Raw genomic sequence first — 20,955 nt, forward strand, 5'->3', positions numbered from 1 at the left:
TTGCTCCCGTTTGTACTTAAGATTCAACCGGAGAGTAAGAAATAGTCAACAAAATTCTACAATAGGGAACGACAAAATGAAGAAAATGGGAATCAGTACAGTAAGTAAAGCTGTGCTTGCTCTTGCAGTAAGCGGCTGGATGGCCAGTACTGCATTGGCGGAAGATATCAAATCAATTGCTATTCTGGCTCCGGAAATGGGAACCGACATGGGCTGGAACCAGCAGGGCGTAGCCGCTGCCAAGGCCGCTGGCGAAGCTGCCGGTGTGAAGGTCGTGGTTGCGGAAAATCTCGGCTATGGCGATGTGCGCCCGACGCTGCGCGAGCTTGCCGAAGATGGCGCCGGTCTGCTGATCGCTCATGCTTCCGGCTACAACACGGCCGCGCCGGAAATCGGTGAGGAAATGAAGGTTCCCGTCGCGATTGTCGACAGCCCGGACAAGCTTTCCGCAGGCAAAGTGGCCGATTATACCGCTGCCGGTAGCGATGGTGCTTATCTCGCCGGTCGTCTCGCCGCCAAGGTCAGCCGCACCAAGGTCGTCGGTATCGTCGTTTCGGGTGAGCCGCCATCGTGGAACAACATGTCGGTTGCTTTTGCGCAGGGCGTGAAGGCTGAAAACCCGGCGGTTGAAGTTCGTTACGCCGTCATTGGACCAGCTGCCTATGCGGATGCCGCAGGCGGCAAGCGCGTGACGGAAACGGTTATCGCTTCCGGCGCGGACGTTATCTTTGGACAGGGCAACGGTTCCAGCTTCGGCATGTTGCAGGCCGTTGAAACCACGCCTGCCACGGATGGCGGCAAGGCCTATTTCATCGACGTCATCGGCGACAAGAGCCCGATCGACAAGGGCTTCCTGCTGTCCTCCGTCATCTGGGATCTGAAACCCGTTTATGCGGCGATGATTCAGGACCTGAAAGACGGCAAATACGGCAGCCACAACTATAATATCAAGCTGGATGACGGCAGCCTGCGTCTTCTGAAGACCAAGAACATCCCGGACAATGTGTGGAAGGAGATCGAAGATCTTCAGGCCAAGGTTGTCTCCGGCGAGATCAAGGTTGAGCCGAAGTTCGATGCCGACAGCGTGCATGCGCTGGTGAAAACGGTCGCTTCCAAGTAACCGGCTTGCTCTGGCATCGGCACGGAAATCGGGTTCGATTTCTGAAAAGCAGGATGCATGGATAAAGCAGTGAGAGCGACTTTTGTGCGTCCGAAAGGACGCACAGCGCTCGAATACCCGTCTCGTTGCTTCCGGGCATTGTCGTGATCCATCCGGTCGCGACGAGACGGATTTCCATGAAGGACAGTTTGATGCAGGCGACAACAGAAAAAGTAGTCCCTCTTTCATCACACGCAATAAACTCTCCGGTCAGTTCTTCGGGCATGCCCTTTGTCGCTCTGCGCGGCATAACCAAGCGCTTTCCGGGTGTCGTCGCCAATAATAATGTCAGCACAGATATCTGGCCGGGCGAGGTTCATGTTCTCCTTGGCGAAAACGGCGCTGGTAAATCCACACTTGTCGGCATGCTGTCAGGGCTACAGCAGCCCGATGATGGCTGGATTGAGGTGGATGGCGCACAGGTCAATATCACATCGCCCCGCCATGCCTTGTCGTTGGGGATCGGCACTGTGTTCCAGCATTCCATGCTGGTGCCGAGTTTGACGGTCGTCGACAATTTTACGCTGGGTGGTGCTTGGTGGCGGAAACCGGATCGCAGCGGCGTTGCGAAGCGTATCAACGAAACGGCAAGCCGCGTGGGATTGCGGGTCGACCCTTTCGCGCTGGTCTCCAGCCTGTCACTCGGCGAACGCCAGCAGGTGGAAATTCTGCGTGCCTTGATGCGCGGCAGCCGATGCCTGATCCTTGACGAGGCGACAGCCATGCTGACGCCCAACGAGGCCGTGTCGCTGGGGCAGTTGATGCGGCGGCTCGTGGCGGAAGGGCTCGCGGTCATATTCATTACCCACAAGCTCAACGAGGCGCTTGCCTATGGCGACCGGATTTCCGTGCTGCGCCTCGGCAAGAACGCTGGTGCTATCGCGCCGGAAGAGCTGAAATCCCATACCGATGCAGAAAACACTGCCAATATCATCCAGCTCATGTTCGGCAATGCCGCCACGGGTGATGGTGAAACCGCGCCACGTGTCAGTCGCGATCTGGGTGCCACAGTGCTGACGGTCGAAAAGCTGAGTTCCAGCGCGGGGCGTATTCCGGTTCGCGATGTTTCGCTGACAATCCGTGCACGGGAAGTTCTGGGAATTGCCGGTATCGACGGCAATGGCCAGAAGGAGCTAGCCGAAGCGCTTGCGGGTCAGGCTCCATCCGTTGGAAGCGTTCGCTTGCACGGAACTGAAATCGGCGCGCTTTCGGTGGGCGAGCGCCGTACGGCAGGCTTGCGCTACGTGACGGATGATCGTCTGGGCGAGGGAACGGTGGGCGCTTTCGCGGTCGCCACCAATTTCCTGCTGAAGGACATCGGCGCTGCGCCGTTCTGGCGCAAGGGGCTGGAAAAACCGCAACAGATCCGCGCTCAGGCTGCCGAACATGTCCGCAATTTCGATATCCGCACGCCGGATGTCCAGACGCCGGTTGGCACTTTGTCGGGCGGCAATATCCAGAAGGTTCTACTGGCGCGCGAACTGACGGGCGCAGCCGAAGCGGTGATTTTTGCAAAGCCGACCTATGGGCTCGACGTGAAAAACATTCGGGCCACCCGCCAGCGTATTCGCGATGCCGCAGATGCTGGCAAGGCGGTGTTGCTGATTTCCACCGATCTGGACGAGCTTCTGGAGCTTGCCGACAGAATAGCCGTGATCGACCAGGGCAGAGTGCTCGGTACGGTCCAAAATGGAGCAGGCGCGCGCGATGCCATCGGCCGTCTGATGAGTACCGGAGAAGAAGAATGAGCGATCAGCAAGCCGGCACGGCTGGGATGGCTGGACAGATGACACGTCCGCCTTTTTCCGCGTGGGGCAGAATCCTTGCCGTCAGCGTTGGACCGCTGGTCGCGGCCCTTGTACTGGGCGGGCTGATCCTGCTCGCCATGGGCGTCAATCCGCTGAGTTACTATGCCTATGTGGTCGAGCGGGGGATTTTGTCGCCTTCCGGCCTTTCAGCAACACTGACCCGTATGGGACCGTTTCTGCTGATCGCGGCAAGCCTGATTGTGGCCTTCCGCGCTGGCATCTGGAATCTTGGCGGCGACGGGCAGTTTCTGCTCGCTGCGGTGATTGTCGCGGCTACCACACCGCTTTTGCACACGGCCGGATTGCCAATCTGGCTCAACCTCGCAGTTGGTCTGTTGATCGGTCTGGCGGTCGGGGCGGTCTGGGGCCTGTTGCCTGCTATGCTCAAGGCGTGGCATGGCATCAATGAAATCATCACCACTTTGATGATGAGCTTCCTTGGCGTTTCGCTGGCCAATGTTTTGGTAAAGCTTGCTTTTCTCGATCCGGCGACCACGACCCCGCAAACGCGCACGCTTCCGGTGGATGCGCGCTTGCCGAAACTGTTTGATACGACCATTTCGTCGGGCCTGATCATCGGCCTCGTCGTTATCATCGCCATGCATCTGATGATGACGAAAACCTCGTTTGGCATGAAATTGCGGCTGGTCGGAGCCAATCCACGCGCCGCCGTTCATGCCGGTCTGTCGGTTCCGAAGCTGACTATCGCTGTTTTTGCCATTTCGGCAGGCCTCGCCGGGTTGTCAGGCGCCGTGGATATTCTGGGTACGCAAGGTAATGTCCGCGCGGACTGGAACCCGGCCTATAGCCTCACGGTGGTGCCGCTGGTTTTCCTCGCGCGGCTCAACGGCTTTGGCTCCATCGCCTATGTCTTCCTGTTCTCCGCCCTCACAATCGGTGGGGAAAGCGCGGCGCGTCGGCTCGGTGTGCCAAGCTTCTTCTCGCTCGTTATCGTGGCGTTGTTGCTGATCACACTGGCGCTGGCGGAATATTTTGACAAGAACCGCCGTTACCGGGCGAAGGTCTGAGGAGGAGAAAACATGGCGCTTTTTACGGAAAGTTTCATCATCACCCTGTTCCTCGGCGCAATCGCTGCGGGTACGCCACTTTTGCTGGCCGGGCTGGGCGAGCAATTGTCGGAAAAGGCAGGCGTGCTGAATATCGGTCTCGAAGGCATGATGCTGGCCGGTGCCTATGCCGGTTTTCTGGTGGCATGGACTACCGGCAGCATGGGGCTGGGCTTTGTCGGCGGCATCGCTGCGGGCGCGTTTATCGCATCCTTCATGGTACTGTTTTGCGTGCGGCTCGGCCTCAATCAGATCGTCATCGGCATTGCCCTGACGCTCGCTGTGCAAGGTCTGACCGCACTCCTGCATTTTGTGCAGTTTTCGCAAACATATCCACGTCTGGACGGTGCTCCGAAATGGCCGGTCTGGCCTTTGTCCGAAATCCCCGTGCTGGGGCCAATCCTGTTCAACCATAATCCGGTTGTCTATGTGGCGGTCATTTTGGTCGCGGTTTTCGCCTGGATCTACCGGATGACGCATCTCGGTACGGCCCTGCAGGCTGCGGGCGATAAACCGGCGGCACTTGATGCAACCGGTGTGGATGTTGTCCGCACGCGAAGCATTGCCGTGTTGATAACGGGTGCATTGGCCGGTCTTGGCGGTGCCTTCATGTCGGTCGCAGTTGCAGGCGTGTTTATCCCGTTCATGAGCCATGGCAATGGTTTCATTGCCATTGTGCTTGCCATGCTGGCGCGCGGCAGGCCGCTATGGGTATTGGGCGGCGCATTGCTGTTCGGTGTCAGCCTGTCGCTGGCAACGGCCTTGCAGGTTGCCGGTGTTAATGTGCCAACAGACGTGATCCAGATGTTGCCATTCGCCATGGTCATGCTGGTGCTGCTGATCGCAGGCCGCAAGGCAAGCCTGCCGCAGGCGCTGGGCGAAAGCTTCGTGCGCGGAGCACGCTGAGCCTGGTTTTCTGGGTAAAGCGCAAAGGATAATCGAGAGGTCGGAACATCGTGATTGATGGTCCGACCTTTTGTCATTGGATAGGCCATTTTTTCCGCACCGGGCTGCGTTGCAAAACTTGGAAAAAATATCTGCCTGATTGCTCTTATGAACTTCCTTGCGCCAGAGCGACACGGCGGAAGTAAAGAATTTTCCCCAGACCGTATGAGGTTAGACGTTCGTTCCTGTGGCTGCGCTCAATTGCCTTTAACATAAGGAAAAGAGGCAACCGGTGTGTTCAGGAGCAGTATTGATGCGCATTTCAAGACGTAAATTTGCAGGTCTTCTCGCCGGTGCAGCCGCATTGCCATTGGTGGGCAGCGTGCCTGCTTTTGCGCAGGAAAAAGTGCTACGTATCGGCTATCAGAAATATGGCACGCTTGTTCTGCTCAAGGCGCGTGGCATTCTCGAAGAGAAGCTGAAGAAGATCGGCTTTGATGTACGCTGGACCGAATTTCCGGCGGGGCCGCAGCTTCTGGAAGCGTTGAATGTTGGTGCCGTCGATTTTGGCACCACCGGCGAAACGCCGCCAATCTTCGCGCAGGCAGCGGGTGCACCGCTTGTCTATATCGCGCATGAACCACCAGCGCCGACCGGCGAGGCAATTCTGGTGCCGAAAGACAGCCCCATCAAGACGGTTGCGGAGTTGAAGGGCAAGAATGTTGCGCTGAATAAAGGCTCGAATGTTCACTATCTTCTGGTCAAGGCGCTGGAAGATGCCGGACTTGCCTATACCGATATCAAAACCACCTTCCTGCCGCCCGCTGATGCACGCGCCGCTTTCGAGCGCGGTGCAGTCGATGCATGGGTCATCTGGGACCCGTTTCAGGCGGCTGCGGAAATTGCCATCGAAGCACGCGAATTGCGCAATGGCGAAGGCCTCGTTCCCAATCACCAGTTCTATCTCGGTGCGCAGCCTTTCGTGGATGCGAACCCGGAAGCCGTCGATATCGTTATCGATGCGATTGCCGAAATCGATGACTGGATCAAGAACAACACAGCGACGGTCGCAGCCGAGCTTGCGCCTTCGGTCGGTATTCCGGAGAATGTGCTTGTCCGCGCCGTCGAGCGTCAGTCCTACGGCGTCAAGCCGCTTGACGCGTCGGTCATCGCCCAGCAACAGGCAATTGCAGACACTTTCTTCAAACTCGGCCTCATTCCGAAGGAAATTTCCATTGCCGAGGTGACGCGCAAGGGAGCGGCCTGATGGCGGATTCAACAATTTCCGGCTTTGCCGGAAAGAGCAGGACAGCTGATGTCCCGCGTCTTAAAACGCTCGGCAAGGCGCTTGCACCATGGGCGCTGCCGATCGTTCTTTTGATCCTCTGGGAAATTGCTGCGCGCACGGGTTTGATCACGGCGCGACTGATGCCTGCACCCAGCACGGTGGCGGCGGCGTTCTGGAAATCGCTGCTGGATGGCACGCTGATCTATCATACCTATATTTCAACGCAGCGCGCCCTGATCGGTCTCATTATCGGCGGCGGGCTGGGCTTTATCGCCGGTATCGTCAACGGTCTGTGGAAGCCTGCCGAAACCTTGCTCGACAGCACCTTGCAGATGTTGCGCAACATACCGCATCTGGCGCTTGTTCCGCTTGTCATCCTGTGGTTCGGCATCGACGAAACCGCCAAGATATTTCTGGTTTCCATCGGCGTTTTCTTCCCGATCTATATCAACACGTTCTACGGCGTGCGAACTATCGACCCGCAATTGATCGAAATGGCGCATGTCTACGGATTGGATCGCAAGGCACTGATCCAGCGTATTATTTTGCCCGGCGCGCTGCCGTCGATCCTCGTTGGTCTGCGTTATGCTCTGGGCTTCATGTGGTTGACGCTGATCGTTGCCGAGACCATTTCCGCCACCAGCGGTATCGGCTATATGACCATGAATGCGCGCGAGTTTCTGATGACCGATGTGGTGCTGCTCGGCATCATCATCTACGCACTGCTTGGCAAGGTGGCCGATACGGCAACCCGTCTGATCGAAAAGCGTGTGCTCGTCTGGCATCCGGCCTATCAGCCGGAAAAAGGCAAAAGCTGATGGCTGCGGTTCAGGACTCATATGATGGGGAAGCGCTCGCTCGTGGCGCAGATGCGAAGGGCGGGTCGCCCATTTCGCTTTCCCATGTCGATCGTACATTCGGCAGCCTCAAAGTGTTGCGGCACTTCAATCTGGAGGTGCCATCCGGGCAGTTTCTGGCCGTTGTCGGGCGCTCTGGCGGTGGCAAGTCCACGCTTCTGCGCCTGATTTCGGGGCTCGATCTGTCCGATGGGGGGCGCGTAGCTGTTGGCGGAGAAGCGTTGACCGGCATCAGCCCGTCTGTGCGTCTGCTTTTTCAGGAAGCGCGGCTCGTGCCGTGGCAGCGTGTGACCGACAATGTGGGCATAGCGCGCGGTGAGAACTGGCGTGAGGCCGCACTTTCGGTTTTGTCCGATGTCGGGCTGGAAGGGCGCGGCGATGACTGGCCATCCGTGCTGTCTGGTGGCCAGCGGCAACGCGTTGCGCTGGCAAGGGCGCTGGTCAGCGATCCGAAAATTCTGCTGCTGGACGAACCCTTTGGCGCACTTGATGCGCTGACACGCATCGAGATGCACCGTCTTCTGGAGCGTATCTGGACTGAGCGCGGCTTTACCACGGTGCTGATCACCCACGATGTGTCGGAAGCCGTTGCTCTCGCAGACCGTGTGATCGTGCTGCGCGAAGGGTCCATTGCGCTTGATATCGACATCGATCTGGAGCGTCCGCGACGTGAGCTCGCCGATGCTCGCGCGATTGATTTGCAGAAGCAGATTCTGGACGCAGTCTAAAAGCCTGTTCCAAAAGTCGTCCTGTGTGGCTGCAAATGGCAATTTGAGATTTGCATTCGCATAATCTGAACCGAAAAGTCTGCAACTTTTCGGGATTATGCGAGGCTTCCGGTGCTCACGTACCCAAAAGTACGCTCCGCTCCGGTACCCGAAAATTACCATTTTCGCACACACATGCCGCTTTTTGATTCAGGCTCAGCAACATCCCCCGAAAGATGATATGAAGACGCCGCGATCAGAGTTGATCGCGGCGAGGAGCCTTGCTGGCTCTTGACAGCAACCGCGATATCGATAAATTCCAACTGGACTAGTGGAAAGACCAGTGGGTCAGTAGGAACTCCGTTGATCGTCGCACATAATTTTCTGCTCGATAAAAATACGGGTCTGGGGCGAAATCTGGAGCGGCGCACCATCAAGGATGTGATCGCCGACAAGATTGCTGCCCTTATTGCGTCCGGTTTGCTGGCGGTTGGCGATGAGCTGCCGGGCGAGCGGGAACTGTCCGCAGCGCTTTCGGTCAGCCGTCAGACGGTACGCAGCGCTATCCAAACGCTTGCTGCGCGTGGCGTGCTGGAAGTCTCGCACGGATCGCGCACGCGCGTTGCCAAAGCTGATCTTTCCGGCATGGCGGTTGGCATAACATCGCGGCTCAATGTCGATCTTTATGATGTTCATGCCGTGCATGCGGCGCGGCTTCTGGTCGAGCAGCAGATTGTCGGCGATGCCGCCGAGCGCATTTCAGACGAAGCGCTGGATATATTGCGCAGCTCGCTCAAGGCGCAGATCGATTGTCTGAACGACCCCGTGCGCTTTCTCATCTGCGACCGCGAGTTTCATGTCACCATTTATCGCGAATGCGGAAATCCGTTGCTCGCCGACATCGTCACCGATCTGTACACCTATATGCTGGAGCATCGCCGGCGTGCCGTTGCGCAGCCGGGCGCGATTGATGGCAGCTTTTCCGACCATCAGGCGATCTTGCAGGCGCTGGAAAAGCGCGACCGACACGCGGCCATGGCGGCCTTCGCCGCGCATGAAGAGCGGATTTACGTTTCAACAAAGAACTTGCTTGCCAAGGTGCGCGACAAGCGCGGCTGAGGGCGTTGGATGCTGACGGCATCCATGAATGGGAAAGGCAGAATTGCATGCATGTTTTGATTATCGGCGCGGCAGGGATGGTTGGTCGCAAGCTTTCCGAAGCAATCGGTCGAGACGGCAGTATTGACGGAAAACCCGTCGAGCAACTGACGCTGGTGGATGTTATTGCTCCAACTCCGCCAGAAGGCTTTACAGGCACAGTCCATGCGAGCGCAGGGGATATTTCCGATCCCGCTATCACGCGCGCACTGATTGCCAAGCGACCGGACCTTATCTTTCATCTCGCCGCCATCGTTTCCGGCGAGGCGGAACTCGATTTCGACAAGGGCTATGCGATCAATCTCGACGGTACGCGCTATCTGCTCGAAGCGATCCGCAAGGAAGGCGAAAAAGCGCCCTACAAGCCGCGTGTTGTCTTCACATCGTCCATTGCCGTGTTCGGTTCGCCATTCCCGGAAAAGATCGACGACGAGTTTTTCCTGACTCCCCGCACCAGCTATGGCGCGCAGAAAGCGATCGGCGAATTGCTTCTCGCGGATTATGCCCGCAAAGGCTTTCTGGATGGCATCGGCATTCGTCTGCCGACGGTCTGCATTCGTCCCGGCAAGCCAAACAAGGCGGCATCGGGCTTCTTCTCCAATATTCTCCGCGAACCTCTGGTCGGGCAGGAAGCGATCCTGCCGGTCGATGAATCGGTGCGTCATTGGCATGTGAGCCCGCGCCGCGCGGTTGGCTTCCTGCTGCACGCTGCGACCATCGATCTGGCTAAAGTCGGTCATCGCTGCGTTTTGAACATGCCGGGTTTGTCGGCCACCATTGGCGAGCAGATCGAAGCTCTTCGCAGTGTTGCGGGCGACAAGGCGGTGGCGCTCATCCGTCGTCAGCCCGATCCGTTGATTGAAAGCATCGTGTCTGGATGGCCCCAGGATTTCGATGCAAGCCGCGCCACCGCGCTCGGTTTTGTGGGTGACAAATCCTTCGACGAAATCATCCGCATCCATATCGAGGATGAGCTCTCCTAGAGCTTGACCGGCCTCGATATCGACGAGCGGTAACATAGAAAATAACGGGAGGTTTCGAATGGCGCCGGGCAATACGGCAACCGTGATCGGTCTTGGCTCGATGGGGTGGGGTGCTGCCCTGTCCCTGTTGCGCGCGGGTTTTCACGTCAAGGGCGTGGATATCCGCGACGAAGTGCTGAAGCGGTTCACGGCGGAAGGTGGCGAAGCCTTTTCATCGCCTGCCGATGCAGGCAGAAGCGATGTCGTCTTTGTCTTCGTTGTCAATTCCGATCAGGCAAAGGAAGTGCTGTTTGGTCCGAAAGGCGCGGTGCAGACTGCCGCACCCGGCACCGTGTTTCTCCTGTGCGTAACGATGGCGCCCAGTGTCACGGTCGAGATCGCCGCCAAGCTAGAAGCCGCGGGCATGGCGGTCATCGATGCGCCGGTTTCCGGCGGCTATCAAAAGGCGCTGACCGGTGAAATGACAGTTATGGGGTCAGGCGCGGACGCGGCTTTCGCCAAAGCCTCGACCGCTCTTGATGCTGTTGCGGCCAAAGTATTCCGGCTTGGCGAAGAGCCGGGCCTTGGCTCAAAAGTAAAGATGATCAATCAGTTACTGGCAGGTGTTCACATCGCTGCTGCTGCTGAAGCGCTGACGCTCGCTGCCAAGGTTGGCCTCGATCTGCAAACTGTGTTCGATGTTATCCGCGTTTCCGCCGGTTCGTCCTGGATGTTCGAAAATCGCGGGCCGCACATCGTCGATGGCGATTACACACCGCGCTCTGCGGTCAATATTTTCGTCAAGGATATGGGCATTGTCACGGGCGAAGCATCCGATGCAGGCGGCTCCACGCCGTTGAGTGAAGCCGCGCTGGCGCTGTTCAGTCAGGCATCCGAAGCCGGTTTCGGCCTCGAAGATGATGCCGCCGTGGCCAAGATTCTGGCCGCCCGTAGCGGCATTGTCCTGCCGGGCATGCCGGGCGCGGAGAAATAACCATGGCTATCGTATTGGGCGCCATTGCCGATGACTTCACCGGAGCAACGGACCTCGCCGGATTGCTGGCCCGCAGCGGTTATCCGGTTTCCCTGCGCTTCGGATTGCCCGATGAAACGGAAGCACCCGATGCGACAACGATCGCCCCTTTCGAGATCATCGCGCTGAAATGCCGGACCATCCCGGTTGATGAGGCCGTCAGTCAGGTTCGTGCAGCCTATGCGTGGCTGAAAGCCGCCGGTGCGCAGCGGTTCTACTGGAAATATTGTTCAACTTTCGACAGCACCGCTGAAGGCAATATCGGGCCGGTGGCGGAAGCGCTGATGGCTGACATCGGCGCTTCGCAGACGATCTATTGCCCGGCTTTTCCCGAAAATGGTCGCAGCATTTTCATGGGGCATCTTTTCGTTGGCGAGCAGCCGCTGGATGAAAGCCCGATGAAGGATCATCCGCTGACGCCGATGCGGGATTCCAGCCTGGTGCGCTTGCTGCAGCCGCAGGTGAAAGGCAAGGTCGGGCTGGCCAATCGCCTCGTTGTGGCGCGTGGTGCCGATGCCTTGAAGGCGCGGCTTGCCGAACTCGCCGGGCAGGGCGTGGCGCATGTCATCGTCGATGCAGTTGCCGACGAGGATCTGGGAACCATTGCCGAGGCGACGCTGGATCTGCCCTTGCTCACCGGTGGCAGCGCGCTTGCCATGCCGTTGCCCGGCCTTCTCGCTAAAGCAGGACAATTGCAGCAAAGCACACAAGAGGCGCAGACGCCTGTTGTTGGCGAAGGCCAGATTGTGCTTTCCGGCAGCTGTTCGGTAATGACGCTGAAACAGGTTGCGCATTACGCGGAAAAGGCGGCGAGCTATCGTCTCGATCCGCTGCAACTGGCAGAGCATGGCGCAGGCGAGGGCGTCGACTGGCTCCGGCAGCGTCCGGTGGATGAGCCAAAGCTCATCTATGCCAGCGCGGAACCGGCATCGGTCCGTGCCGCGCAGGAAAAGCTCGGTGTGGAGCGCGCAGGCCGGATTGTCGAAGAGGCTCTTGCCACGCTGGCGCGCGAGGCTTTTAGCCTCGGTATTCGCCGTTTCGTTGTGGCGGGCGGTGAAACATCCGGCGCTGTCGCACAGTCGCTCGGGGTTTCCCGTGTGATGGTGGGGCAGGAGATCGCGCCCGGCGTTCCATGGACTTTCGCCTCGGTGGAAGGCGATGTGGTCGCGCTTGCGCTCAAATCCGGCAATTTCGGCTCGGAGGCTTTCTTTGAAACGGCGCTGCGCAAGCTGGAGGCCGCATGAGTGAAGAAGCGAAACTCCGCGAAACCATATGCCTGATGGCGAAGTCCATGTTCGACCGAGGGCTGACCGGTGGCTCGTCGGGCAATATTTCGGCGCGCCTGTCGGACGGACGGCTGCTCGTCACCCCGACCGGTAGTTCTTTTGGCAGTCTCGATCCGTCAAAGTTGTCGCTTTTCGATCAGCAGGGCAACTTCGTCGGTGGCGACAAGCCAACCAAGGAAATGCCGCTGCACGTCGCATTTTACGAAACGCGGGCAGCCAAGACGGGTGCAGTTGTCCATCTGCATTCCTGCCATTCCGTCGCGCTGTCTATGCTGCCGGATGTGGACCCGGACAATATGCTGCCGCCGCTGACGGCCTATTCGATCATGAAACTCGGTAAGGTGAAATTGCTGCCCTATTTCATCCCCGGCGATCCTGCCATGGGCGATGCGATCCGCGGTCTGGCCGGCAAGCGCAGCGCCGTAATGCTGGCCAATCATGGGCCGGTCGTTGCTGCCAAGGATCTGGAAGCGGCTGTCTATGCCGTTGAAGAACTTGAGGAAACGGCGAAGCTCGCCATGCTCACGCGTGGCTTGAAACCGAACATGCTGACGGAGGCGCAAATTCGCCAGATCGTCGAAAAATTTGATGTGGAGTGGGACTGATATGGCCAGTTTTTCAGCCAATCTCGGCTTTCTCTGGCAGGAACTGCCGCTACCTGATGCCATACGCGCGGCAAAAGCTGCCGGGTTTGATGCCGTGGAATGCCACTGGCCCTATAATTTTGATGCGGGGGCGGTTGCGGCAGCGTTGCGTGAAACCGGGCTGACGATGCTCGGCCTCAACACAAGTCGTGGCAATGTCGAAGCTGGTGATAATGGTCTGGCGGCGATTCCGGGACGGGAAGACGAGGCGCAGGCAGCGATTCGTCAGGCAGTCGATTATGCGGTTGCCATCGGAGCGCTTAATATCCATGTCATGGCTGGAAAGGCGGAAGGCGAGGCGGCGCATCGCACATTCGTCGCCAATCTCACCTATGCCTGCGAGCGTGCCGCCGCTCATGGCATAACAATTCTGATCGAACCGCTGAACCACCGCGATGCACCGGGATATTTTCTGAAGACATCGGGACAAGCCATTGTAATCATTAATCAAGTGGCAGCAAGCAACCTGAAATTGATGTTCGATTGCTACCACCTTCAGATCATGGAAGGCGATATCAGCAAGCGGCTGGAAGCGTTGCAACCGTATATCGGCCATGTCCAGATTGCCGCCGTACCTGACCGTGCAGAACCCGACCATGGCGAGCTGGATTACCGGCATATCGTGCATTTGCTCGATACGCTCGGCTATGAAAAGCCGGTTGGTGCCGAATATCGCCCGAAAGCCACGACTGACGCCGGGCTGTCCTGGCTGTCTGGCTTGAGGGCTTTGTGATGATAGCAGCGGGTCGCGCAATCTCTTTAGCTAGAGCGCATTTCGATCTGATCGAATCAGATCGGCGCTCTAGCTATCTGTTTTCACGCACATCTTTTCCGAAAACCGTTTCACACTTTTCGGGATGTGCTCGAATGTTTCCCAATTGCGGCAAAACGAGATTGACTCACGGCGTTTGACCGGCCATCAATGGACAAGTGGTCCGTTCACCTTACCAGTTAAGGGTAGAACGGTACCGGCAGGGAATTGACGGCATACGCAGTAAGCGCACCGAGCATCGGCTGCGCAGCATCGACCTAATATTGAAATTCGATAATGCATGCAGGCCGAAGCATATCCGCCCTCCGGGTTACGAGGATCGACAGGATCTTGCTTCAATAGAAAATTCAGATTGAACGCGCTCTGAGGCCGGAGCCGCAACACGGAGGAATGCTGCGATGAGTGAGGCAACAAGTGCGAAGAGTGGGGCCATTGCGCTTGTCACCGGTGGCGGTACAGGTGTAGGGCGCGCTATCGCCAAGGCCCTCGGAGCACAAGGTTATCATGTCGTGATTTCCGGTCGTCGCATCGATGTGCTGGAAAAGGCGGCGTCCGATCTTGCATCGCAAACCGGCGGAAGCTTCCACCCAATCGCAGCCGATGTGGGCGATCCGGTCGCCGTGCGCAAACTTTTCGATGCGATTGTTGAAAAGTTCGGGCGGCTCGATCTTCTGGTCAACAATGCGGGCGTTCTCGTTCCGGGTGTGCCGCTTGAAGGCGTCACATTCGAGGACTGGAGCGCGATTGTCGGTGCCAATCTGACGGGCGCATTTCTGTGCACCCAGCAGGCTTTCCGGGTGATGAAAGCGCAAAATCCGCGTGGGGGCCGCATCATCAATAATGGGTCCATTTCTGCGACCACACCGCGCCCCAATTCAGCGCCTTATACCGCGACGAAACACGCCATTGCGGGGCTTACCAAATCGACTGCGCTCGACGGTCGCAACTTCGATATCGCCTGCGGCCAGATCGATATTGGTAATGCCGCTAGCGATATGACGCAGAAGATTTCGACAGGTGTCATTCAGGCCAATGGAACCATGGCGGCGGAGCCGACCATTGATCCAGCGCATGTCGCCAATGCGGTTGTCTATATGGCAAGCCTGCCGCTCGACGCCAATGTGCTGACCATGACGGTCATGGCAACCAAGATGCCCTTTGTGGGCCGGGGCTAAATCGTCAGCGAGACGATAACAACAGGCGCCGGAAGAGGAATTCGGCGCAGCAAATACCGAAGTAAGGAGAATATTCGCGCGTACGTATCTCGAGTGTGTGAAACGGTTTTCGGACAAGATGCGTACCAGGGAAGATGGGTATGACGGAAGTGAGGAGCCGTCGTTCACATTTTCTGAAAAAACAGAATGCAGTCTGGGAGGAGATGCATGGCCACTGTTCAGTTCGCCGAAGTGAAAAAGTCTTTCGGCAATTTCCCCGTCATCAAAGGCGTCAATATTGATATTGAAGACGGCGAGTTTGTCATTCTCGTCGGTCCTTCGGGCTGCGGAAAATCGACCTTGCTGCGCATGCTGGCCGGGCTGGAGAATATCTCCGGCGGCGAAATCCGCATCGGCGGACGGCCGGTCAACAACCTGCCGCCCAAGGAACGCGATATCGCCATGGTGTTCCAGAACTATGCGCTCTACCCGCATATGACGGTCGCCAAGAACATGGCGTTCTCGCTGATGCTGAATTCGGCACCGCAGGCTGAAATCGACAAGCGCGTGAATTATGCCGCTGGCATTCTGGGCCTGACCAATCTGCTCGACCGTTATCCACGTCAGCTTTCCGGCGGTCAGCGCCAGCGCGTGGCTATGGGCCGCGCCATCGTTCGCGATCCGCAGGTCTTTCTGTTCGATGAGCCTTTGTCGAACCTCGACGCCAAGCTGCGCGTGGCGATGCGTGCCGAGATCAAGGAACTGCATCACCGCTTGAAAACGACGACTGTCTACGTGACGCATGATCAGATTGAGGCCATGACCATGGCCGACAAGATCGTCGTCATGCATGACGGCATTGTGGAGCAGGTCGGTTCGCCGCTGGAACTCTATGATAATCCCAACAATCTGTTTGTGGCTGGCTTTATCGGTTCCCCGGCCATGAACATGATCAAGGGCAAGCTCGATCCACAAAATCCGCAGGTGTTCGTAGCTACCGATGGCACAAGGCTGCCATTGTCGCGCGCCTATCCACAGGCGGCGGGACGAGACCTCGTTTACGGCCTGCGTCCGGAATATATCCGGCTTGATGGTGCCGGGCTGGCTGCGCCGGTGGTGGTGATAGAACCAACCGGCTACGAAACGCAGATGGTGGTGAATTTCGGCGGTACCGAAGTCACCTGTGTTTTCCGCGAGCGCGTCGAAGTGCGCCCCGGAGAGGCGATCAATATTTCGATCGATCCAGGCAATGTTCACCTCTTCGACGAAGAGAGTGGCATGCGTCTTATTGCATGAATTTACACAAGACACGCTGAAGGAGGGGAGAGCCGGAGGCTGTGTCTTTTCTGGGAAATCGCATTTCACCAGATACCCGTTTTCGCCTGTAGGGACAGCGAATGCGGCGTAGCAAAGTCCCATTTTTGGAGGAGGAGCATAATGACTATCAGAAGAAGAACATTCCTGACGGGAACGGCAAGTCTTGTTGGTGCGGCTGGTCTTTCGGGTATGGGCATTCGTCCATCTTTCGCAGCCGAACCGGAATATAAGCCGGAAGCCGGTGCAAGCCTGCGCGTGTTGCGCTGGACGCCTTTCGTGAAGGGCGACGAGGACAGCTGGCTCGCCAACACCAAGAAGTTCACCGAAGCCACCGGCGTCGAAGTCCGTATCGACAAGGAAAGCTGGGAAGATATTCGTCCAAAGGCCGCGGTTGCCGCCAATGTGGGTTCCGGCCCCGATATCGTGATGTGCTGGTTCGACGATGCCCATCAATATCCCGACAAGCTGGTCGATCTGACCGAGCTTGGCACTTATCTAGACGGGAAATATGGTGGCTTCTATGACGGCCTCAAGGGTTATGCGACCCGTGACGGCAAGTTCATCGCCATGCCGCTGACGGCCATTGGCAATGCGATTGTCTATCGTGACAGCCACATGAAAGCGGCTGGTTTCAACGAGTTCCCGCAGGACACGAAAGGCTTCCTTGAGCTGTGCAAGGCCATGAAGGCCAAGGGAACGCCTGCCGGTTTCCCGCATGGCAAGGCTGTCGGTGACGGCAACAACTATGCGCATTGGCTGCTCTGGAGCCATGGTGCACAGATGGTCGATGAAAGCGGCAAGGTGACGATCAATTCGCCGGAAACGATTGCCGCCATCAACTATGCCAAGGAGCTTTACAAGACCTTCATTCCGGGTACGGAAAGCTGGCTCGACATCAATAACAACCGCGCCTTCCTTGCGGGGCAGGTGTCGCTGACGGCCAATGGCGTTTCCATCTATTACGCTGCGAAGAACGACCCGAAGCTCGCGGAATTTGCTGCTGACATGCGCAGCACCAACTTCCCCGTCGGTCCGGTCGGCAAGAGCGTCGAGCTGCATCAGACCAGTTCGCTTCTGTTGTTCAAGCATACGAAATATCCGGAAGCAGCCAAGGCTTACATCAAGTTCATGATGGAAGCCGACCAGATGAATGCCTGGCTCGAAGGCTCCAGCGCCTATTGCTGCCAGCCGCTCAAGGCGTTTGCGGATAATCCGGTCTGGAAGGCCAACCCGATCCATGCGCCTTATGCCCGCGCTTCGGAAACGCTGCGTCCGAACGGTTATGCCGGTCCGCTCGGCTATGCTTCGGCAGCCGTCATGGCCGACTATGTTCTGGTCGACATGTTTGCCGCCGCTGTCACAGGCGCTTCCACGCCGGAAGAGGCTGTCGCGAGCGCAGAAAAGCGAGCCAACCGCTATTATCGCGTCTAGTCGCTAGAGCTGAGGCGCGAGGGTGTACCCCGCGCCTCGTTTCTTTTGTGGTTCTGGAGATGTGTATCCATGACGATGACCAATTCTACCGGTGGCGGACTATCCGGAGACCCCGGTGCGATAAAACGGCCTTTCATGTCTCGCCTGGCAAACAATCACAACATGCTGGGCTTTCTGTTCATGCTGCCCGCAGCGGTCTTTCTGGTCTGCTTTCTGACCTATCCGCTCGGTCTTGGCGTCTGGCTCGGCTTTACCGACACGAAGATTGGCCGCGATGGCATTTTCATCGGCTTGGAAAATTACGAATTCCTGTGGGATGACAGCGTCTTCTGGTTGTCGGTGTTCAATACGGTGCTCTACACAACCGTCGCGTCGGTGCTGAAATTCGGTCTCGGCCTCTGGCTTGCGCTGCTGCTGAACGAAAACCTGCCGTGCAAATCCTTCTTCCGCGCCATCGTGCTGCTGCCATGGGTGGTGCCGACGGTGCTTTCAGCGCTGGCATTCTGGTGGATCTACGATTCCCAGTTCTCGATCATTTCATGGTCGCTGATCAAAATGGGTCTCATCGAGCAGCCCATCAACTTCCTTGGTGATCCGACCAATGCGCGGCTTTCGGTGATTGCGGCCAATGTCTGGCGCGGCATTCCCTTCGTGGCAATCTCGCTTCTCGCCGGTTTGCAGACTATTCCGGCCTCGTTGCAGGAAGCGGCATCGCTGGATGGCGCCTCAAGCTGGCAGCGTTTCCGGCATGTGACATTGCCGATGCTGACGCCGATCATTGCTGTTGTGATGACATTCTCCGTGCTGTTCACCTTCACGGATTTCCAGCTGATCTACGTTCTGACCAAGGGCGGTCCCGTCAATGCAACCCATCTGATGGCGACCCTGTCTTTCCAGCGTGCCATTCCCGGCGGCCAATTGGGTGAGGGCGCAGCGATTGCTGTCGCGATGATCCCGTTCCTGCTTGCCGCCATCATGTTTTCTTTCTTCGGCTTGCAACGTCGCAAATGGCAGCAGGGCGGGAGCGACTGACAATGGAGATGACCATGAAGTCCAAGGCACCTTCCAATGAAGCCGCTTTGAAGGACGATAGCCAAGGCATGTCCTATCTCAATCGCCTGCCGCGGCGGGTGGTGACGATTTACATACCCATAGCGCTTTTCGTCTTCGTGCTGCTGTTTCCATTCTACTGGATGGCGATCACTGCCGTAAAACCCAATTCGCAGCTGACGGATTATGACAATTTCAGCCCCTTCTGGGTGGTGGGGCCAACACTCGACCATATCAAATATCTGTTGTTCGAGACCTCTTATCCGGGCTGGCTGTGGAACACGATGCTGGTGGCGACGGCTTCCACATTCCTGTCGCTGATTGCTTCGGTTTTGGGAGCTTATGCGATTGAACGCATCCGGTTTACCGGCTCACGCTCTGTCGGCCTGTTCATCTTTCTGGCCTATCTGGTGCCGCCATCGATCCTGTTCATTCCGCTGGCGTTCATCGTGTTCAAGCTCGGCATCTATGACTCGCGTCTGGCGCTGATCTTCACCTATCCCACCTTCCTCATTCCGTTCTGCACATGGCTGCTGATGGGATATTTCCGCTCCATTCCTTTCGAGCTGGAGGAAAGTGCGCTGGTGGATGGCGCCAATCGCTGGCAGATTCTGCTCAAGATCATCTTGCCGCTTGCAGTGCCGGGCTTGATCTCGGCGGGTATCTTCGCCTTCACGCTTTCGTGGAACGAATTCATCTATGCGCTGACATTCATTCAGTCTTCGGAAAACAAGACTGTTCCAGTGGGCGTGCTGACCGAGCTGGTGCGCGGCGATATTTTCGAATGGGGCGCGCTGATGGCGGGGGCCTTGTTCGGTTCGCTGCCGGTGGTGATCCTCTATTCCTTCTTCGTTGACTACTACGTGTCGTCAATGACCGGAGCGGTGAAGGAATAGGCGGCGTCGCAGCTTCAAAAGCGCCAATCTGATTGAAGCAGAGCGGTGCTTTTGGCTTCTGTCTTTACGCGCAGCCCGAGAACTGTTTCACACTTTTTGGGATGCGCTTTCATCAATCATGCCGCAACTGGCCTAGAGTGGCTCCGGTTAAAACGGAATCGTGGAACCACCCTATCTATTTGTTTTTACGCATTATCCTACGCATCGAAGCAGGATCAGGAATCAGTCCAGTGGACTGATTTCCCTGCGTAGGCGCTACGCACTTTTGCTGGAAATGCTCTAATGGTCGGTTGCGGCATGCGGTTTTAGGGGCTTGTTGAAGACTGCACCCGCTTTGCGGGCAAAAATTCCGCGTTTTAGCAATTCCTTATTGCAATTCATTTGCAATTGCAGAATATGGGAGCCCAGAGGATTCTTTCCGGTGTGCAAGTGATCCCGTTTGCAGGCCGGAATACTATATTTCAGTTGCAAATAACTCCTAATAGCAAGATTGAGGAATAGATGTTCAACAAGCTGAGACGATTGATCCTGACCGGAATGGCGGGAGCGGCGCTGGCGGCAGTATTGGCCGTTGCGCCCTCCGCAGCGCAGGAAAAGTTCAAGGCTGTCACAACCTTCACAGTCATTGCCGATATTGCGCGAAATGTTGCAGGCGACGCTGCCGTCGTGGAATCGATCACCAAGCCCGGTGCGGAAATCCATAATTACCAGCCGACACCTGGCGACATAAAACGGGCACAGGGCGCGCAGCTTGTCCTGTGGAACGGGCTTAACCTCGAACTCTGGTTTGAAAAGTTCTTTCACAATCTGAAGGACGTGCCGAGTGTTGTGGTGTCAGACGGTGTCACGCCGATCGGCATTACCGAAGGGCCATATAGCGGCAAGCCGAACCCCCATGCCTGGATGTCGCCCACTGTTGCACTGATCTATGTCGATAATATTCGTGATGCCTTCGTCAAATACGATCCGGCAAATGCCGGCACCTATAAGGCGAATGCCGAAGCCTACAAGCAGAAGATCCGGGCCGCGATAGAGCCGATCAAGGCGAAGCTTGCCACCGTTCCGGAAGACAAGCGCTGGCTCGTTTCGAGCGAAGGGGCATTTTCATATCTCGCGCGCGATTTCGGTCTGAAGGAACTGTATCTCTGGCCGATCAATGCAGACCAGCAGGGCACGCCGCAGCAGGTGCGCAAGGTGATCGATGCCGTGCGCAAGAATGGCATCACCGTCGTCTTCTCCGAAAGCACGATTTCGTCCGCTCCTGCTGAGCAGGTGGCCCGCGAAACCGGCGCCCGCTATGGCGGCGTGCTCTATGTGGATTCTCTGACGGACGCGGATGGCCCGGTGCCAACCTATATCGATCTCCTGCGCGTCACCTCCGACACCATCGTCAAGGGACTGACCCATCAGTCCTGATCTGATCATTGCCCATGCCGGCGCCCGTCATCGTGGCGGGCGCTTATTCGATCCTTATGAAAGAT

The 20,955-nt window shown here is 57.3% G+C and carries 19 protein-coding genes; all 19 read left to right on the top strand.

The genetic code is table 11. From position 1 onward, the window contains the following. The first annotated feature begins 76 nt into the window (after nt 1-76). The 19 genes from ACTJKP_RS12765 (at nt 77) to ACTJKP_RS12855 (ending at nt 20,890) form a co-directional block, all read left to right on the top strand. On the top strand, nt 77-1,120 hold the full coding sequence (locus ACTJKP_RS12765) for a putative B6 ABC transporter substrate-binding protein (RefSeq protein WP_078339141.1): 1,044 nt from the start codon (nt 77-79) through the stop codon (nt 1,118-1,120). Nucleotides 1,121-1,311: 191 nt separating this feature from the next. Beyond that, nucleotides 1,312-2,907 (top strand): putative B6 ABC transporter ATP-binding protein, encoded by a 1,596-nt coding sequence (locus ACTJKP_RS12770; protein WP_440630919.1) that lies wholly within the window; start codon nt 1,312-1,314, stop codon nt 2,905-2,907. Next, on the top strand, nt 2,904-3,995 hold the full coding sequence (locus ACTJKP_RS12775; protein ID WP_440630920.1) for a putative B6 ABC transporter permease subunit 2: 1,092 nt from the start codon (nt 2,904-2,906) through the stop codon (nt 3,993-3,995). Before ACTJKP_RS12770 ends, ACTJKP_RS12775 begins: the two co-directional genes overlap by 4 nt. A 12-nt stretch (nt 3,996-4,007) precedes the next feature. Further along, the gene (locus ACTJKP_RS12780; protein WP_078339138.1) at nt 4,008-4,940 is read left to right on the top strand and encodes a putative B6 ABC transporter permease subunit 1; all 933 of its coding nucleotides are present in this window, start codon (nt 4,008-4,010) and stop codon (nt 4,938-4,940) included. A 292-nt stretch (nt 4,941-5,232) separates the two neighbouring features. After that, nucleotides 5,233-6,186 (top strand): sulfonate ABC transporter substrate-binding protein, encoded by a 954-nt coding sequence (locus ACTJKP_RS12785; protein ID WP_440630921.1) that lies wholly within the window; start codon nt 5,233-5,235, stop codon nt 6,184-6,186. After that, nucleotides 6,186-7,025 (top strand): ABC transporter permease subunit, encoded by an 840-nt coding sequence (locus tag ACTJKP_RS12790; RefSeq protein ID WP_440630922.1) that lies wholly within the window; start codon nt 6,186-6,188, stop codon nt 7,023-7,025. Before ACTJKP_RS12785 ends, ACTJKP_RS12790 begins: the two co-directional genes overlap by 1 nt. Further along, nucleotides 7,025-7,792: an ABC transporter ATP-binding protein gene (locus ACTJKP_RS12795; protein WP_440630923.1), complete on the top strand. Its 768-nt coding sequence runs from the start codon at nt 7,025-7,027 to the stop codon at nt 7,790-7,792. The genes ACTJKP_RS12790 and ACTJKP_RS12795 overlap by 1 nt, the downstream gene beginning before the upstream one ends. Nucleotides 7,793-8,134: 342 nt before the next feature. After that, nucleotides 8,135-8,890 (top strand): FadR/GntR family transcriptional regulator, encoded by a 756-nt coding sequence (locus tag ACTJKP_RS12800; protein WP_440630924.1) that lies wholly within the window; start codon nt 8,135-8,137, stop codon nt 8,888-8,890. A 47-nt stretch (nt 8,891-8,937) separates the two neighbouring features. After that, entirely contained in the window at nt 8,938-9,912 is a 975-nt protein-coding gene (gene denD, locus ACTJKP_RS12805; RefSeq protein WP_440630925.1) for a D-erythronate dehydrogenase, read from the top strand. Nucleotides 9,913-9,970: 58 nt separating this feature from the next. Further along, a complete protein-coding gene (gene ltnD / locus ACTJKP_RS12810) occupies nt 9,971-10,885 on the top strand; it encodes an L-threonate dehydrogenase (RefSeq protein ID WP_440630926.1) in 915 nt (304 codons plus the stop codon). A 2-nt stretch (nt 10,886-10,887) separates the two neighbouring features. Further along, nucleotides 10,888-12,168 (top strand): 3-oxo-tetronate kinase, encoded by a 1,281-nt coding sequence (gene otnK / locus ACTJKP_RS12815; RefSeq protein ID WP_440630927.1) that lies wholly within the window; start codon nt 10,888-10,890, stop codon nt 12,166-12,168. Beyond that, entirely contained in the window at nt 12,165-12,815 is a 651-nt protein-coding gene (gene otnC / locus ACTJKP_RS12820; RefSeq protein WP_440630928.1) for a 3-oxo-tetronate 4-phosphate decarboxylase, read from the top strand. The genes otnK and otnC overlap by 4 nt, the downstream gene beginning before the upstream one ends. A 1-nt stretch (nt 12,816) precedes the next feature. After that, the gene (locus ACTJKP_RS12825) at nt 12,817-13,587 is read left to right on the top strand and encodes a hydroxypyruvate isomerase family protein (protein ID WP_440630929.1); all 771 of its coding nucleotides are present in this window, start codon (nt 12,817-12,819) and stop codon (nt 13,585-13,587) included. A gap of 437 nt (nt 13,588-14,024) precedes the next feature. Next, entirely contained in the window at nt 14,025-14,801 is a 777-nt protein-coding gene (locus tag ACTJKP_RS12830; RefSeq protein ID WP_440630930.1) for an SDR family oxidoreductase, read from the top strand. 207 nt (nt 14,802-15,008) lie between these two features. After that, the gene (locus tag ACTJKP_RS12835; protein ID WP_440630931.1) at nt 15,009-16,076 is read left to right on the top strand and encodes an ABC transporter ATP-binding protein; all 1,068 of its coding nucleotides are present in this window, start codon (nt 15,009-15,011) and stop codon (nt 16,074-16,076) included. 141 nt (nt 16,077-16,217) lie between these two features. Then, nucleotides 16,218-17,528, top strand: coding sequence for an ABC transporter substrate-binding protein (locus ACTJKP_RS12840; protein WP_440630932.1), 1,311 nt, complete (start codon nt 16,218-16,220; stop codon nt 17,526-17,528). 69 nt (nt 17,529-17,597) lie between these two features. Beyond that, nucleotides 17,598-18,560, top strand: coding sequence for a carbohydrate ABC transporter permease (locus ACTJKP_RS12845; protein WP_440630933.1), 963 nt, complete (start codon nt 17,598-17,600; stop codon nt 18,558-18,560). Nucleotides 18,561-18,574: 14 nt separating this feature from the next. Beyond that, on the top strand, nt 18,575-19,474 hold the full coding sequence (locus ACTJKP_RS12850) for a carbohydrate ABC transporter permease (protein ID WP_138783666.1): 900 nt from the start codon (nt 18,575-18,577) through the stop codon (nt 19,472-19,474). A 501-nt stretch (nt 19,475-19,975) separates the two neighbouring features. Beyond that, nucleotides 19,976-20,890, top strand: coding sequence for a metal ABC transporter substrate-binding protein (locus tag ACTJKP_RS12855; RefSeq protein WP_440630934.1), 915 nt, complete (start codon nt 19,976-19,978; stop codon nt 20,888-20,890). Nucleotides 20,891-20,955: the final 65 nt, after the last annotated feature.

Origin of the sequence: Brucella sp. 22210 (assembly GCF_052045675.1) — a bacterium.
Lineage (GTDB): Bacteria > Pseudomonadota > Alphaproteobacteria > Rhizobiales > Rhizobiaceae > Brucella.